11 protein-coding genes and 3 tRNA genes are annotated in these 13,534 nt (G+C 39.0%); 7 read left to right on the top strand and 7 right to left on the bottom strand.

The genetic code is table 11. The features are described from left to right. The first annotated feature begins 205 nt into the window (after nt 1-205). Nucleotides 206-2,038, top strand: a complete 1,833-nt coding sequence (locus tag I8T81_RS04230) for a phosphoenolpyruvate carboxykinase (GTP) (protein WP_004699652.1) — start codon at nt 206-208, stop codon at nt 2,036-2,038. Between the two features lie 41 nt (nt 2,039-2,079). Here the strand turns inward: I8T81_RS04230 and glpD are convergent, their stop codons facing one another. Beyond that, the gene (glpD, locus tag I8T81_RS04225; protein WP_198072173.1) at nt 2,080-3,597 is read right to left on the bottom strand and encodes a glycerol-3-phosphate dehydrogenase; all 1,518 of its coding nucleotides are present in this window, start codon (nt 3,595-3,597) and stop codon (nt 2,080-2,082) included. A 149-nt stretch (nt 3,598-3,746) separates the two neighbouring features. Beyond that, on the bottom strand, nt 3,747-5,255 hold the full coding sequence (glpK, locus tag I8T81_RS04220) for a glycerol kinase GlpK (RefSeq protein WP_019456546.1): 1,509 nt from the start codon (nt 5,253-5,255) through the stop codon (nt 3,747-3,749). A gap of 373 nt (nt 5,256-5,628) precedes the next feature. Here glpK and I8T81_RS04215 point away from each other — a divergent pair, with 373 nt between their 5' ends. Continuing rightward, nucleotides 5,629-6,960, top strand: a complete 1,332-nt coding sequence (locus I8T81_RS04215; protein ID WP_077165145.1) for an MFS transporter — start codon at nt 5,629-5,631, stop codon at nt 6,958-6,960. Between the two features lie 116 nt (nt 6,961-7,076). Next, nucleotides 7,077-7,499, top strand: coding sequence for a hypothetical protein (locus I8T81_RS04210; protein WP_004699645.1), 423 nt, complete (start codon nt 7,077-7,079; stop codon nt 7,497-7,499). Nucleotides 7,500-7,521: 22 nt separating this feature from the next. On the opposite strand, the gene I8T81_RS04205 is transcribed toward I8T81_RS04210, so the two are convergent. Together I8T81_RS04205 and folD are read right to left on the bottom strand one after the other, a co-directional pair. Continuing rightward, entirely contained in the window at nt 7,522-8,190 is a 669-nt protein-coding gene (locus tag I8T81_RS04205; protein ID WP_134263507.1) for a class I SAM-dependent methyltransferase, read from the bottom strand. A 234-nt stretch (nt 8,191-8,424) separates the two neighbouring features. Further along, complete coding sequence (gene folD, locus I8T81_RS04200; protein WP_016140185.1) at nt 8,425-9,273, bottom strand: bifunctional methylenetetrahydrofolate dehydrogenase/methenyltetrahydrofolate cyclohydrolase FolD; 849 nt, start codon at nt 9,271-9,273, stop codon at nt 8,425-8,427. A 152-nt stretch (nt 9,274-9,425) separates the two neighbouring features. Here folD and I8T81_RS04195 point away from each other — a divergent pair. Continuing rightward, a tRNA-Cys gene (locus I8T81_RS04195) sits at nt 9,426-9,499 on the top strand. Between the two features lie 11 nt (nt 9,500-9,510). After that, nucleotides 9,511-9,596 (top strand) — tRNA-Leu (locus I8T81_RS04190). 100 nt (nt 9,597-9,696) lie between these two features. On the opposite strand, the gene I8T81_RS04185 is transcribed toward I8T81_RS04190, so the two are convergent. Next, a complete protein-coding gene (locus I8T81_RS04185) occupies nt 9,697-11,460 on the bottom strand; it encodes an alkaline phosphatase D family protein (RefSeq protein ID WP_198072172.1) in 1,764 nt (587 codons plus the stop codon). A gap of 196 nt (nt 11,461-11,656) precedes the next feature. Here I8T81_RS04185 and I8T81_RS04180 point away from each other — a divergent pair. Continuing rightward, nucleotides 11,657-11,742, top strand: a tRNA-Leu gene (locus I8T81_RS04180). Between the two features lie 174 nt (nt 11,743-11,916). Continuing rightward, on the top strand, nt 11,917-12,159 hold the full coding sequence (locus I8T81_RS04175; RefSeq protein ID WP_227602150.1) for a hypothetical protein: 243 nt from the start codon (nt 11,917-11,919) through the stop codon (nt 12,157-12,159). Here the strand turns inward: I8T81_RS04175 and I8T81_RS04170 are convergent, their stop codons facing one another. Together I8T81_RS04170 and folP are read right to left on the bottom strand one after the other, a co-directional pair. Continuing rightward, nucleotides 12,160-12,474, bottom strand: a complete 315-nt coding sequence (locus tag I8T81_RS04170) for a DUF5713 family protein (protein ID WP_004699637.1) — start codon at nt 12,472-12,474, stop codon at nt 12,160-12,162. A 128-nt stretch (nt 12,475-12,602) separates the two neighbouring features. Continuing rightward, nucleotides 12,603-13,454 carry a dihydropteroate synthase gene (gene folP, locus I8T81_RS04165; RefSeq protein ID WP_019456565.1) on the bottom strand — a complete coding sequence of 284 codons (852 nt, stop codon included), beginning with the start codon at nt 13,452-13,454 and terminating at the stop codon, nt 12,603-12,605. Between the last annotated feature and the right edge of the window lie 80 nt (nt 13,455-13,534).

The following is a 13,534-nucleotide window of genomic DNA, read 5'->3' as shown; positions in this document are numbered from 1 at the left end:
AATATGAAAGTATAAACCGTATAAAAAACTCTAACCAAATGATTTTCATTAAAAAACACTCAAAAACCCAAATATCTAATTGTTAGTCTTTAGTCTTATTTTTTTTATGATTTTATGCTTTAATACAGCCACTTTTTTATTTGATCTTTCATTGTACCCCAATGAATAGACTTGTACGTTGTACATATTTTGAATAGGCCTCACCATGACCACAGTGAACGCACCAGAATTCGTTCGTCATCCTAAGCTTATAGCATGGGTTGAAGAAATTGCAAACTTAACCAAACCAGCAAAAATCGAATGGTGTGACGGAAGCGAAGAAGAATCTCAACGTCTAATCGACTTGATGATCGCTAACGGCACCATGCAGAAATTAAACCAAGAAAAACATCCTGGTTCTTATCTTGCAAATTCTGACCCATCTGACGTTGCGCGTGTTGAAGATCGTACTTACATCTGCTCTCAAAATAAAGAAGATGCTGGTGCGACAAACAACTGGGAAGATCCAGCTGTTATGCGTGAAAAATTAAATGGTTTATTTGAAGGTTCAATGGAAGGTCGTACGATGTACGTTGTTCCTTTCTCTATGGGTCCTTTAGGTAGCCATATTGCTCATATCGGTATCGAGTTAACTGACTCTCCTTATGTTGCTGTTAGCATGCGCAAAATGGCACGTATGGGTAAAGCAGTTTATGACGTATTAGGTACAGACGGCGAATTTGTTCCTTGTGTACACACAGTAGGTGCACCACTTGCTGAAGGTCAAAAAGACGTTGCATGGCCATGTAACCCAGAGAAATATATCGTTCATTACCCAGAGACTCGTGAAATCTGGTCTTTCGGTTCTGGGTACGGCGGTAACGCATTACTTGGTAAAAAATGTTTAGCTCTTCGTATCGCTTCTGTCATGGGACGCGAACAAGGTTGGTTAGCTGAACATATGCTTATTCTTGGTGTAACTAACCCTCAAGGTGAAAAACACTACATCGCTGCTGCATTCCCATCTGCTTGTGGTAAAACAAACTTTGCGATGTTAATTCCACCAGCAGGTTATGAAGGTTGGAAAATCGAAACTGTAGGTGACGATATTGCTTGGATCAAACCAGGTGAAGACGGCCGTTTATATGCGATTAACCCTGAAGCTGGTTTCTTCGGTGTAGCTCCTGGTACAAATACCAAGACTAACCCAAACTGTATGGCAACTCTTCATAAAGATGTTATCTACACAAACGTAGCAGTAACTGAAGATGGTCAAGTATGGTGGGAAGGTCTTTCTAAAGAAGTTCCAACAAACTTAACGAACTGGAAAGGTCAACCTCACGTAAACGGTGAAAAAGCAGCACATCCAAATGCTCGTTTCACTGTTGCAGCAGGTCAATGTCCATCTATCGATGCTGATTGGGAAAACCCAGCAGGTGTTCCAATTTCTGCATTCATCTTCGGTGGTCGCCGTGCAGATACAGTTCCTTTAGTTTCTGAAGCTTTTGACTGGGTTGACGGCGTTTATAAAGCTGCAACTATGGGTTCTGAAACTACAGCTGCTGCTGTTGGTCAACAAGGTATCGTTCGTCGTGACCCATTCGCGATGCTTCCATTTGCTGGCTATAACATGGCTGACTACTTCGATCACTGGTTAAGTCTTGGTCAAGAAGTAAGTACAAAAGCTGAAGCTGCTGGTAATAAATTACCAAAAATCTTCAATGTAAACTGGTTCCGTCGTGATGCTGAAGGCAACTTCGTATGGCCTGGTTTCGGTCAAAACATGCGTGTTCTTGAGTGGATCATTGACCGTTGTGAAGGTCGTGCAAACGCTGTTGAAACACCAATTGGCCTTGTTCCAACTTACGATGACTTGAACTGGGAAGGTACTGAATTCTCTAAAGAAGAATTTGACCTTATCACAGCTCAAGATAAAGATCAGTGGGTTACTGAAATTGAAAGCCACACTGAGTTATTCAATAAACTTGGTGAGCGCTTACCAAAAGCATTAAAAGAACGTCAAGCAGCTTTACTTGAAGCTGTGAAAACTGGCTTCTAATTGCTGAATATAAAAAAGGCCGCTTTATGCGGCCTTTTTTATTATGCGGCATCATCTTTTAGTCGACGTTCAGATAAATAAGCTTCTAACACTTTTATCTGTTTATCATCAAATGCCAAACCTAATTTAGATCTTCGCCAGAGTATGTCTTCTGCAGTATTTGCCCACTCATATTCACATAAATATTTAACTTCACATTCAAATAAATCGTGACCAAAATTTTGCCCCAATTTTTCCATAGCATTTCGTTCATGGAGCATGTTCCAAACTCTTGTGCCATATGCATGAGCCCAACGTTTGGCAAGGGATTCAGAAACTCCACTTACATGTAATTGAATCTGGTTGATTAAATCATCTAGTGTGGTCCAGTTCTCAGCACCTGGTAATGGCTTATTGGCAGTCCACTCCTCTGCCATTTCACTAAAGAACGGAGACAGATGTTCTAAAGCAGACTCAGCCAGTTTTCGATAAGTCGTAATCTTGCCGCCAAATACCGATAACAATGGTGCGTTAGTATTTTCTGCTTGTAGTGCCAAAGTATAGTCACGGGTAATTGCCGAAGGGTTATCAGACTCATCATCACATAAAGCGCGTACACCTGAGTACTGACTTACAATATGTGCTCGCGTTAACTGCTTTTTAAAATGTGAATTTGTGACCGTCAAAAGATAATCTATTTCTACATCGGTAATCTCTACCTTTTGTGGATCACCTGTATATTCCTGATCTGTTGTACCAATGAGGGTATATTTTTCTAAATATGGAATTGCAAAAACGATGCGTCGGTCTTCATTTTGCATAATAAAGGCTTTATGACAGTCATATAGCTTTGGCACAACAATATGACTTCCTTGGATCAATCGGACTTGATAAGGTGATCTTAAGTTTAGGTTTTCACTAATAATTTCTTCAACCCAAGGACCAGCTGCATTTACTAAAGCTCTTGCACGTATCTGATAAACCTCAGCTCCACTTTGTAGTTCCAAGTACCACAGTTCTTGTTCTTTATAAGCCTTCACACATCGAGTTCGTGTCACGACTTTAGCACCCTGCTCTTTAGCTTGTAGCGCATTTAATACAACAAGACGTGCGTCATCTACAGTACAGTCAGAATATTCAAACCCACGCGTTATAGCTGGTTTCAAGGGACTATCTTCTTTGAAATAAATCAGATTTGAACCTAATAATTTTTCTCGTTTTCCCAAATGATCATAAAAAAATAGACCTGCTCGAATTAACCATGCAGGACGTAAGTGTGGTCGATGAGGCATAATAAAACGCATTGGTGCAATAATATGTGGCGCTTTAGCCAACAACACTTCTCGTTCTGCTAATGCTTCTCTGACCAACCTGAACTCTTTATGTTCTAAATAACGTAGACCACCATGAATTAATTTACTGCTAGCAGATGAGGTGTGACTGGCTAAATCATCCTTTTCACATAAAAATACGGATAATCCACGGCCTACCGCATCATTAGCAATACCGACGCCATTAATACCGCCACCAATTACGGCAATATCATATACTTTTGAATAATCATTAGATTGTATTGTCATTTCTCATATTCTTTTTATTGTTGATCTTATAAAAATTAAAACATCAAATTGATGAAACAACAATCTAAAAAGTAGAATAATCAAATTTGAATTAGCAAACCTTTAGGCATTAATTGATTACTCTACAATTTAATTAATTTAAGAAAAAATCAATCCTCGGCCCAATTTTGACTACGCTTAACCGCCTTAAGCCAACCTTTATAAATCAGCTCAGATTGTTCAGCAGACATTTTTGGCTCAAATACCTTTTCTATGGCAGATTTATTTCTTAACTCATGAAGATCCTGCCAAAAACCCGTCGCCAAACCTGCAAGGAAAGCTGCACCCAAAGCAGTTGTTTCTTTCATTATTGGGCGTTCTACTGGTGTCGCTAAAATATCAGCTTGGAATTGCATCAAGAAATTATTTTCCGTTACTCCCCCATCAACACGGAGAGTACGAAGCTCTTCTTCGGCATCTTGCTGCATGGCATCAAGTACATCTCTTGTCTGGTAAGCAATGGACTCTAAAGTTGCACGAATAATATGTTCAATGCTGGCTCCACGTGTTAGACCAAAAATTGCCCCACGCGCTGTTGGGTCCCAATACGGTGCACCTAATCCAGTAAAAGCAGGAACTACATATACTCCATTACTGTCTTTTACCCGTGTTGCATAAAGCTCAGAGTCTTTAGCGTTCTTAATGACTTTTAACTCATCACGTAACCACTGTACACAAGAGCCACCATTAAATACGGCACCTTCTAAAGCATAGTTCACCTCACCGCTCGCACCACATGCAATAGTTGTGAGTAATCCATGCTCTGAACGGACAATTTTTTTACCTGTGTTCATGAGTAAAAAACAGCCAGTACCGTAAGTATTTTTAGCCTGCCCTGCCTCAACACACATTTGACCAAAAAGCGCAGCTTGTTGATCACCTGCAATTCCCGCAATTGGAATACCGACTTCTTGCCCACTAATGGTATGTGTATATCCATAAACCTCAGATGAACTTCGTACCTCAGGTAACATTGCTTTAGGGATATCTAAGGCCTGTAAAAGCTTTTCATCCCATTCAAGCTTTTCAATATCAAACAGCATAGTTCGTGAAGCATTGGTAAAATCAGTGACGTGAACACCGCCATTGGTTAACTTCCAGATTAACCATGTATCCACCGTACCAAACAACAACTCTCCTCGCTTAGCACGTTCACGGCTTCCTTCAACGTGGTCTAAAATCCATTTAATTTTTGTGGCCGAAAAATAAGGATCAATGACTAAACCCGTTGTTTTACGGATATATTCTTGCCAACCAGCTTTATGCAATTGATTACAAATTTCAGTCGTCTGTCGGCTTTGCCAAACAATTGCATTGTAAATCGGCTTGCCTGTTTTTTTATCCCAAACAACTGTAGTTTCGCGCTGGTTTGTAATGCCAATTGCCGCAACTTGTTCACTCTTAATGCCAGCTTGAGCCAATGCCTCTACCCATACCGCACTTTGTGTTGCCCAAATTTCCATAGGGTCATGCTCAACCCAACCCGGCTGAGGATATATTTGAGTAAATTCTTTTTGAGCAATACTGACAACGTTTGCATCATGGTCTAAAACAATTGCTCTTGAGCTTGTTGTTCCCTGATCAAAAGCAACAATATATTTTTTTGGGCAATTTGACATCTGAATGTCCCTTTCATTATCTACACACATCTAGTTCACAATGCTAAGACATTATGTCCAACTGTATTTATTTAAAATTTTCTTTGGAATATATCATTATTTTTAAGGGATATAGGTTTTCTTCTTCCAAACATTGCTCATTCTTTATCAGTTTTTACTAATTGGGAAAAAATAACAGCCCAAAGATTCGGATAAGGTCACAAAAACCAGTTGGTCGACTGATTTGAAATTACATAAATATTCAACTTATTCCTTCGCTTAAATAATAAACATTGTTTTACAGACATAAAAAAAATAAAGTGAAATACTCTTCTAGATAATATGAAAAATCAGAATAAATCTTCTCTTTTTTAGCATTCAACCCAAGCAAAACATGGAGCGAATCATGGTTGATCAACCTTCTACCGCAACACCTCCACATTCTAATTTAGATACAAAAACTCGTCTAAAATCAATTTTGGGCGGTTCTGCCGGTAACCTTGTCGAATGGTACGACTGGTATGTATATGCCGCATTTACGCTCTATTTTGCTCATGCCTTTTTCCCAAAAGGAAGTCAAACAGCTCAACTCCTACAAGCAGCTGCAATTTTTGCAGTAGGTTTCCTTATGCGTCCTATCGGCGCATGGATTATGGGGATTTATTCAGACCGTAAAGGACGTAAGGCGGGTCTTACACTTTCCGTTACTTTAATGTGTGTTGGCTCTCTACTTATTGCAGTTACACCATCTTATGAAAGCATTGGTGTATTTGCCCCATTACTTCTGGTTGTTGCACGTTTAATACAAGGTCTAAGTGTAGGCGGTGAATATGGTGCAAGTGCTACTTATTTAAGTGAGATGGCAGAAAAAGATCGACGTGGTTTTTTCTCAAGCTTTCAATATGTTACTTTAATTGCCGGACAGCTCACTGCCTTGTGTGTACTTCTCATTTTACAAATGGTACTTACAGAGCAGCAATTACATGACTGGGGATGGCGTATTCCATTCTTTATTGGCGCTTTACTTGCGATTGTTGTGTTCCGTATTCGTCGTGGCTTACTAGAAACTCAATCTTTTAAAAATGCTCAAGCTGAAAAAGACCAACCACAATCGGGCATGTTTGCTTTATTTAAACACTACCCTAAAGAAGCGTTCACCGTATTATTCTTAACTGCTGGTGGTACTTTAGCTTTCTATACTTACACGACCTATTTACAGAAATATTTAGTGAATACTTCTGGTTTTTCTAAACCTGAAGCTACTCAAATTACCACTTTAGCGTTATTTATTTTCATGTGTCTACAACCTGTAGCAGGTGCTTTATCAGACCGAATTGGTCGAAAACCTCTTATGATTTTCTTCGGAATAACAGGTGTTTTATTCACATACATTTTATTTGATGCACTGGCAAACACGCATAACTACTGGACAGCATTTTGGTTATGTTTTGGAGGTCTAGTAATGGTGACTGGCTACACTTCAATTAATGCTGTAGTGAAGGCCGAACTTTTCCCTGCTCATATTCGCGCTTTAGGAGTAGCTTTACCCTATGCGATTGCCAATACTTTGTTTGGTGGCACAGCAGAGTTTTTCGCATTAAGTTTCAAAGAGGCTGGACATGAATCTTGGTACTTTATTTATGTCAGTGTCATGATTTTTATTTCATTACTCATTTATATTTTTATGAAAGACACTAAGCATCATTCAAAAATTAAAGAGCATTAATATTTTACAATTAGAGTCAATATCGTCAGTTAATATTGGCTCTAACCAAGTGAATAAGCACAAACAACCCTTCTATTTTATGAGATACTTCATATAAGAAAATAAGGACGATACTGATGAACAAAAGTATTTTATGTTTGGCATTAAGTAGTATGTTTATTTTAACTGCTTGTCAGACTACACCTCGACAATATAATGGTTCAACTGGCTATCAGATTGAAAACCAAACTAAAACTTCAGCGACTTTAGCTTATACTTTAGCTGGTCGTAGTAACCAGCAACTTGATGAGCGTAAATTACAACGTGCTTGCCAAAATGTGTTAGGTGCTCAGAAAGTTTATAAATTATCAATTTTAAGTGTCAATGAAATTCCAAACCCAGCTAAAGATGAGCAGTATGGAATTAAATTGGGTGAAACTCGTGCTTCTTTCGGTTTATCAAACACACCAAGTTTAAATAATGGTGAAGATTATGCGACTCGCCAAGCACTTGAAGCTCGCCCAAGCACATTAAAAGTGGTTCGTTATACTTGTTCATAAAATAAAAAAAGACGCTGTTCTTTTACAGCGTCTTATAAAAACTTACATTTCTAAATTCTCTTGCTTCATCCAGATCTGGCCATGTAGTAGCGCTTCTTTCTTCAATTTTTTCATATTTTGGATGACTAAAATTTTTAACTCGGCTATCTGCTACCCAAACTTCTGGTGCAAACTTTAAAAACTCATCTAAAAAGAAACGATTACATTGGTCATATAAAACATCGGCAGCCAAGAGAACATCAACTTGTTCAGCTTTATATAAATCGTCCAAATATTCGAGCTCTACGCCATTAAGCAATGCATTTTCACGGCAAGCATTTAGACTAACTTGATCAATGTCACAGCAGATTACTCGTTTTGCTCCTGCCATTTTTGCAGCAATAGCGACTACACCAGAACCCGCGCCAAAATCTAATACCACTTTATCTTTAACATGGTGCGGCTCTGCAAGTATCCACTGAGCCATCGCCAAACCTGATGCCCAACAGAAAATCCAATACGGCGTGTCATTCCAAATACGACGAATAACTTCATCATCTAAACGATCAGTCGGGAAAACTGGCGGAATTAACCATAAAGAGATTGGAGTTTCAGGCAACTGTTGTGCCATTAATTCACATTGAGGAATGACTTCATGTAAGGCTTGAAGTAAATGTTCAGGTGCGTTGGTCAGTTGAAAGGTACAGCTCATAAATAAGCTCAACAATTTATAATTTCTATTTGATCAACTACATCACGAGCAAGACTAAAACTACGGCTTATAACATGATAGCCTTTAGTTACTAAAAATACGTTAGTTCAATTCCACTGTATTAATTAAAGCAACCGTTTTGGTCTTGCGTAGCTTCGCTACTCATCCCGAAAGAAAAGTAGCATACGAAGTCCTAACATTTGAATTAAATGCTAGGACGCTATCATGAATAAATTAACCTAAAGCTTTTTCAGCAGCTTCTACAGTTTGACGAATCAAAGTTGTAATGGTCATTGGACCAACACCACCTGGTACTGGTGTATAAGCAGAAGCAATTTCTTCAATACCTTGTAATTGAATATCGCCAACGCCGCCACCGTCGCGTGGATGGAAACCTGCGTCTACAACAACTGCACCTTGTTTAATCCAGTCTTTTTGAATAAGTTCAGCTTTACCTACAGCACCAACAATAATGTCAGCTTGTTTTACAAGCTCAGGTAAATTTTGTGTACGTGAATGACAAATCGTTACTGTTGCATTTGCTTGTAACAACATCATTGCCATTGGTTTACCTAAAATTGCTGAACGGCCAACTACAACTGCATGTTTGCCCGCAATTTCAATATTGTTTTCTTTGAGAATCGTCATAATGCCAGCTGGAGTTGCTGAACCGTACGCAGCTTCACCCATTGCCATACGACCAAAACCAAGGCAAGTTACGCCATCAACATCTTTTGCTAATGAGATTGCATCAAAACATGCACGCTCATCAATTTGTGCAGGAACTGGATGTTGTAAAAGAATACCGTGAACATCTGGATTGGCATTTAGCTTTTCAATTTCAGCTAACAATTGTTCTGTTGTCGTTTCTTGTGGTAATTCGATTTTTAATGAATCCATACCTACGCGGCGGCAGGCATTACCTTTCATACGTACATAAGTTGCAGATGCACCGTCATCCCCAACCAAAATAGTCGCCAAAATCGGGGTACGACCTGTTTTTGCTTTTAAAGCTTCAACACGTACCGACAAATTTTCTTCAATTTGCTTTGCTAATGCACGACCGTCTAAAACCAATGCCACAGCACATCTCCAAGGTAGACATGAATTTAATGTGCCAATAATACATGATAATTTCGCTAATTTTATTCTAGATGTTGTTTTTATGTGCATCTTCGCTCAAAACGGTATTGTTTTTTTCGTAAAGGTTGCTAATATGTGCATCACCAAATGTAGGCGGGGTGGCAGAGTGGTCATGCAGCGGACTGCAACTCCGTGGACGCCGGTTCGATTCCGACCTCCGCCTCCAAATTTGGTAAAGCCCGGGTGGTGAAATAGGTAGACACAGGGGATTTAAAATCCCCCGCCCACAAAGCGTGCCGGTTCGAGTCCGGCCCCGGGCACCATCTTCAAGTACTGAATATGGTGTCATAAAGAATCCAGCGTAAGCTGGTTTTTTTATATCTAAAAAAAGGGCTACATATGTAACCCCTATTCTTTTATGCTTTAAGCAGTTTTCTGATCTTGCTTTAAAGGCGTCAAATTCAGATCCAATATAATCTCGTTTTGCCTGCTTGAATCCACTTGATATTCAGCATTCTTAATTGAATCTAAAAATACCCACTCCGAATGAACTTGTGCCTGATCGAGAGTAACGAGCAAGTATCCGCGTTGATTTAAATTACAATAGACCAATTCATCAATCAATGTAGTAAACGCAAACTCAAACTGCTGTAACTGTGCCAACGGAATACTTAAATATTTTTCTAAGCCAGGAGATGATACAGAGCTTGTTGCCAGTTCAACACCTACATATTTTCCTTTTTGGCTATATAAATAAGATGCCCAAGCATTGTGTGTATCTCCCGCAAGCACAATCATCTTTTTATTAAACTCTGCCAATTTATCGTATACAAGCTCTCGCTCAGCATAGTAACCATCCCAAGCATCTAAATTGTATGGTGCCACCGTCATAATCCTTGCTTTTTCTTGGGCTGTTAATGTCGGATCATTTTGTTGTAAACGAAGTTTTAAAGTGACCAACTCGGTAATTTGTGCGTTCATCTTAGCAAGTGCTTCAGATGAAGTTCCTCCTGAAGTAATCTGCCCTAAAGATGCCAGCAATTCGGCTGGAATCCACATTTTACTCATTAAGACTTGCTGCCCCACCACATTCCATGTTGCTGTAGATTGCTTTAATTTATCTACTAACCAATCTCTTTGCGTATACCCCATTAAAGTACGCGCCGGATTTGTTAAATCTGCTTGAAATTTTACAATATCTAAGCCAGAGGCAGTCATATAGTCCGCATATTCAAGTTGCTTGTCACGCGCAATAATGCGTGTATCTAGCATAGTGAGTTGGACAAGAGAGCCAAAGTTAAACTGGCGATAAATATTTAAATGGTCAGAACTAGAAACTGGACGAATCGGCATCCATTCAAAATAAGCTTGCAGAGCAGCTAATTTACGATCTGAGAAAGACCCTTCGTTACTTTGATGGTTTTCCGCACCATCACGCCAAGCATCGTTCGCTAACTCGTGATCATCCCAAATTACAATAAAAGAATGGCGTTGATGAGCTGCTTGTAAATCTTTATCCTGACGATAAAGTGCATAGCGTTTGCGATAATCATCTAATTTAATAATTTCTTTATTATTGTCAGCAGGTAGCGTACGACCTAGCTTTGCAGCATCCTCTGTCGCATAACCATCTGCCCCATACTCATAAATATAGTCACCTAAATGAATAATGACATCGACGTTTTGTTTTGCCATTTCACGATAAACATAAAAGTAACCCGCAGGATAGTTTGAGCAAGAACATACTGCAAAGCTTACTTTATTGGTCGATGTTGGTAATGTTTTCGTCTGCCCTACTGGTGAAACCTTACTACCAAACTTAAAACGGTAGTAGTACACCGTATCTGCTTGTAAACCAGCTGCATCAACTTTCACTGTAAAGTCATCAGTTTTGCTTGTTTCAACCATCCCCGTCTTTAAATTTTGTTTAAACTGATTATCGGTTGAAATTTCCCACACAACTTTTAAGCGTACCCCGGAGTCTGCAGGTGTCAGCCGTGTCCATAAGATGACTTTATCCTGCAAGGGGTCTCCACTTGCGACACCATGAAGAAAATCTGCTTGTATTTGCGGACTTTCATCATCAGAACCATCATTACAACCAGTGAAAGCAACAGGCATAGATAAAGCCCCAAAACCGAGTAGACTTTTTTGAATTAATTCTCGGCGTGAAATTTTCTCTGACATAAAATTCTCTAAGTTTTAAGCAATGAGTGCTTTAAACTTAAGTACATAAGATGAACGTCTGATCTCAGTTTGATGAACAAATCATGACACAAACTGGTTAATTTATATAAATACCGACAAGAACTGATTGAAAATAAAGCAAACTCTCTGTTTTTCTCTTGCCAATCGCGCACTTGTCCTCTATTATTGCGCACATGCCCGGGTGGTGAAATAGGTAGACACAGGGGATTTAAAATCCCCCGCCCACAAAGCGTGCCGGTTCGAGTCCGGCCCCGGGCACCATTTTCAACTATTGAATTTGGTGCTACAAAGAATCCAGCGTAAGCTGGTTTTTTTATGTCTAATGAAAATAAAAATTATGATAAAAACAATCATATTTATTTCCACCCGACTTTTTATATCGATTGCAGATGCCGAAGATATATTTAACGGCACAATCTTATTTAAAAATAATGATTGGCACTTTATACGTTTCTCTCTACTCAGGATGACTACCTAATCAAAACATCTCAAGATGTAATTACTCAATTAAAAGCATTACAACATAAAAAGACAACCTATTGGATAAGCGTATTAGCAGATGTAAATGAGCAGCAAAATGGAAATTTAATTTTAAAAATTAAAAAAATAGATCAGGTACATTTAGGAGCATCATGTCATTTATTAGATGCGATTGAAAATTTTGAGAATCGAGAGTAATTACCACTCTCGATTCATAACCAGCTCTTCCATTTCAAGATCTAAAAATCCTGCATCTTGAACTACCATCATCATTGCCTCAGCAATGTAATCGGCAGCACTATCATCAAGCGACGAATCCAGATCTTCAAACTGTGGTTTCATTTCATTAATTTCATTTACAGTCTGATGAGCATATCGATAAACATCTTGATCAGCTAAAGCAGGCTTCTGAACTTTTTTAGCAAATTGTTCAATAAGCTGCTTAAGTTCAGCGACCAAAATATCTGGATAATATTCATCATCAAACATTGGGAGAAGTAGGTCTTCGAACATACAAAAGATTACACAACAGCAAAAACTTGCCGCTTATAACATATTTTCGCAAAAATCACGAGATTTTTACCTGACTCCTCATCCACCTTTATGTGATACACAGACATCTAATTCAATAAGAATACAATTTATGCCTGCTGCATGGCTTGCCAAACTAAAACAGCCTCATGCATCGCTTTCACATCATGTGCTCTTACAATCGACGCTCCTTGCTGAATACTTAACAAATGCCCAGTAACGCTTCCTACAGCACGCTGATCAGCAGCAGCTCCTTTTAAAGCCTCACCTATAAAGCGTTTACGAGAAAGACCTGATAAAATTGGATAACCTAGCTCATTAAGTTTCCAAAATTCTTTTAATAATTTTAAATTCTGCTGTGCATTTTTTGCAAAACCAAATCCAGGATCAATAATAATATTATGCTGTTGAATTCCAGCAGCTAGAGCATCATCAATGCGCTGTTGCAGCTCCTGCATCACATCTAACGTTACATCACTATATTGATCTAACTGATTCATTGTGGTTGGCTCACCACGCATATGCATAATGACTACAGGTATATCTAACTCTGCTGCGGTCTTCAATGCATTAGGACGTGTTAGAGCGCGTACATCATTCCAAATATGCGCCCCTGCTGCTTTTGCTGCACGAATAACTTCTGGCTGGCTCGTGTCGATCGATAAAATAACATTATGCCGAGATAAAACTTCAACTACAGGTACCACACGGCGTATTTCTTCTTCAATCGCCACTTCTGAAGCACCAGGTCGAGTAGACTCCCCCCCAATATCAATAATAGTCGCGCCTTGTTCAATCATACTAAGCGCATGCTCAACCGCTTGGTCTAATTGATTATGTTTACCACCATCGCTAAAAGAATCCGGGGTAACATTTAAAATACCCATAACATGTGGCTGAGATAAATCTAATTGAAGCTGTCCACACTGTAAAATCTGCTTGGGTAAAGATATTAACTGCATAAAAAGCTCCGTTTCAAAATCAGCGGCTATTTTAGCAAGTAAGCTTTACATGCTGTCGATTTCTTTTCAGCTTTATCCAA

The organism is Acinetobacter seifertii (genome assembly GCF_016064815.1).
GTDB classification, from domain to species: Bacteria; Pseudomonadota; Gammaproteobacteria; order Pseudomonadales; family Moraxellaceae; genus Acinetobacter; species Acinetobacter seifertii.
Note: the sequence above shows the minus strand (reverse complement) of the source record. Positions and strands in the feature narration are given on the sequence as shown.

What these genes read in the sequence shown, in the direction of transcription:
- I8T81_RS04205 (WP_134263507.1), bottom strand. Translation starts at nt 8,190, where the DNA reads ATGAGCTGTACCTTTCAACTGACCAACGCACCTGAACATTTACTTCAA.
- glpD (WP_198072173.1), bottom strand. Translation starts at nt 3,597, where the DNA reads ATGACAATACAATCTAATGATTATTCAAAAGTATATGATATTGCCGTA.
- I8T81_RS04170 (WP_004699637.1), bottom strand. Translation starts at nt 12,474, where the DNA reads ATGTTCGAAGACCTACTTCTCCCAATGTTTGATGATGAATATTATCCA.
- glpK (WP_019456546.1), bottom strand. Translation starts at nt 5,255, where the DNA reads ATGTCAAATTGCCCAAAAAAATATATTGTTGCTTTTGATCAGGGAACA.
- I8T81_RS04185 (WP_198072172.1), bottom strand. Translation starts at nt 11,460, where the DNA reads ATGTCAGAGAAAATTTCACGCCGAGAATTAATTCAAAAAAGTCTACTC.
- I8T81_RS04230 (WP_004699652.1), top strand. Translation starts at nt 206, where the DNA reads ATGACCACAGTGAACGCACCAGAATTCGTTCGTCATCCTAAGCTTATA.
- I8T81_RS04215 (WP_077165145.1), top strand. Translation starts at nt 5,629, where the DNA reads ATGGAGCGAATCATGGTTGATCAACCTTCTACCGCAACACCTCCACAT.
- I8T81_RS04210 (WP_004699645.1), top strand. Translation starts at nt 7,077, where the DNA reads ATGAACAAAAGTATTTTATGTTTGGCATTAAGTAGTATGTTTATTTTA.
- folP (WP_019456565.1), bottom strand. Translation starts at nt 13,454, where the DNA reads ATGCAGTTAATATCTTTACCCAAGCAGATTTTACAGTGTGGACAGCTT.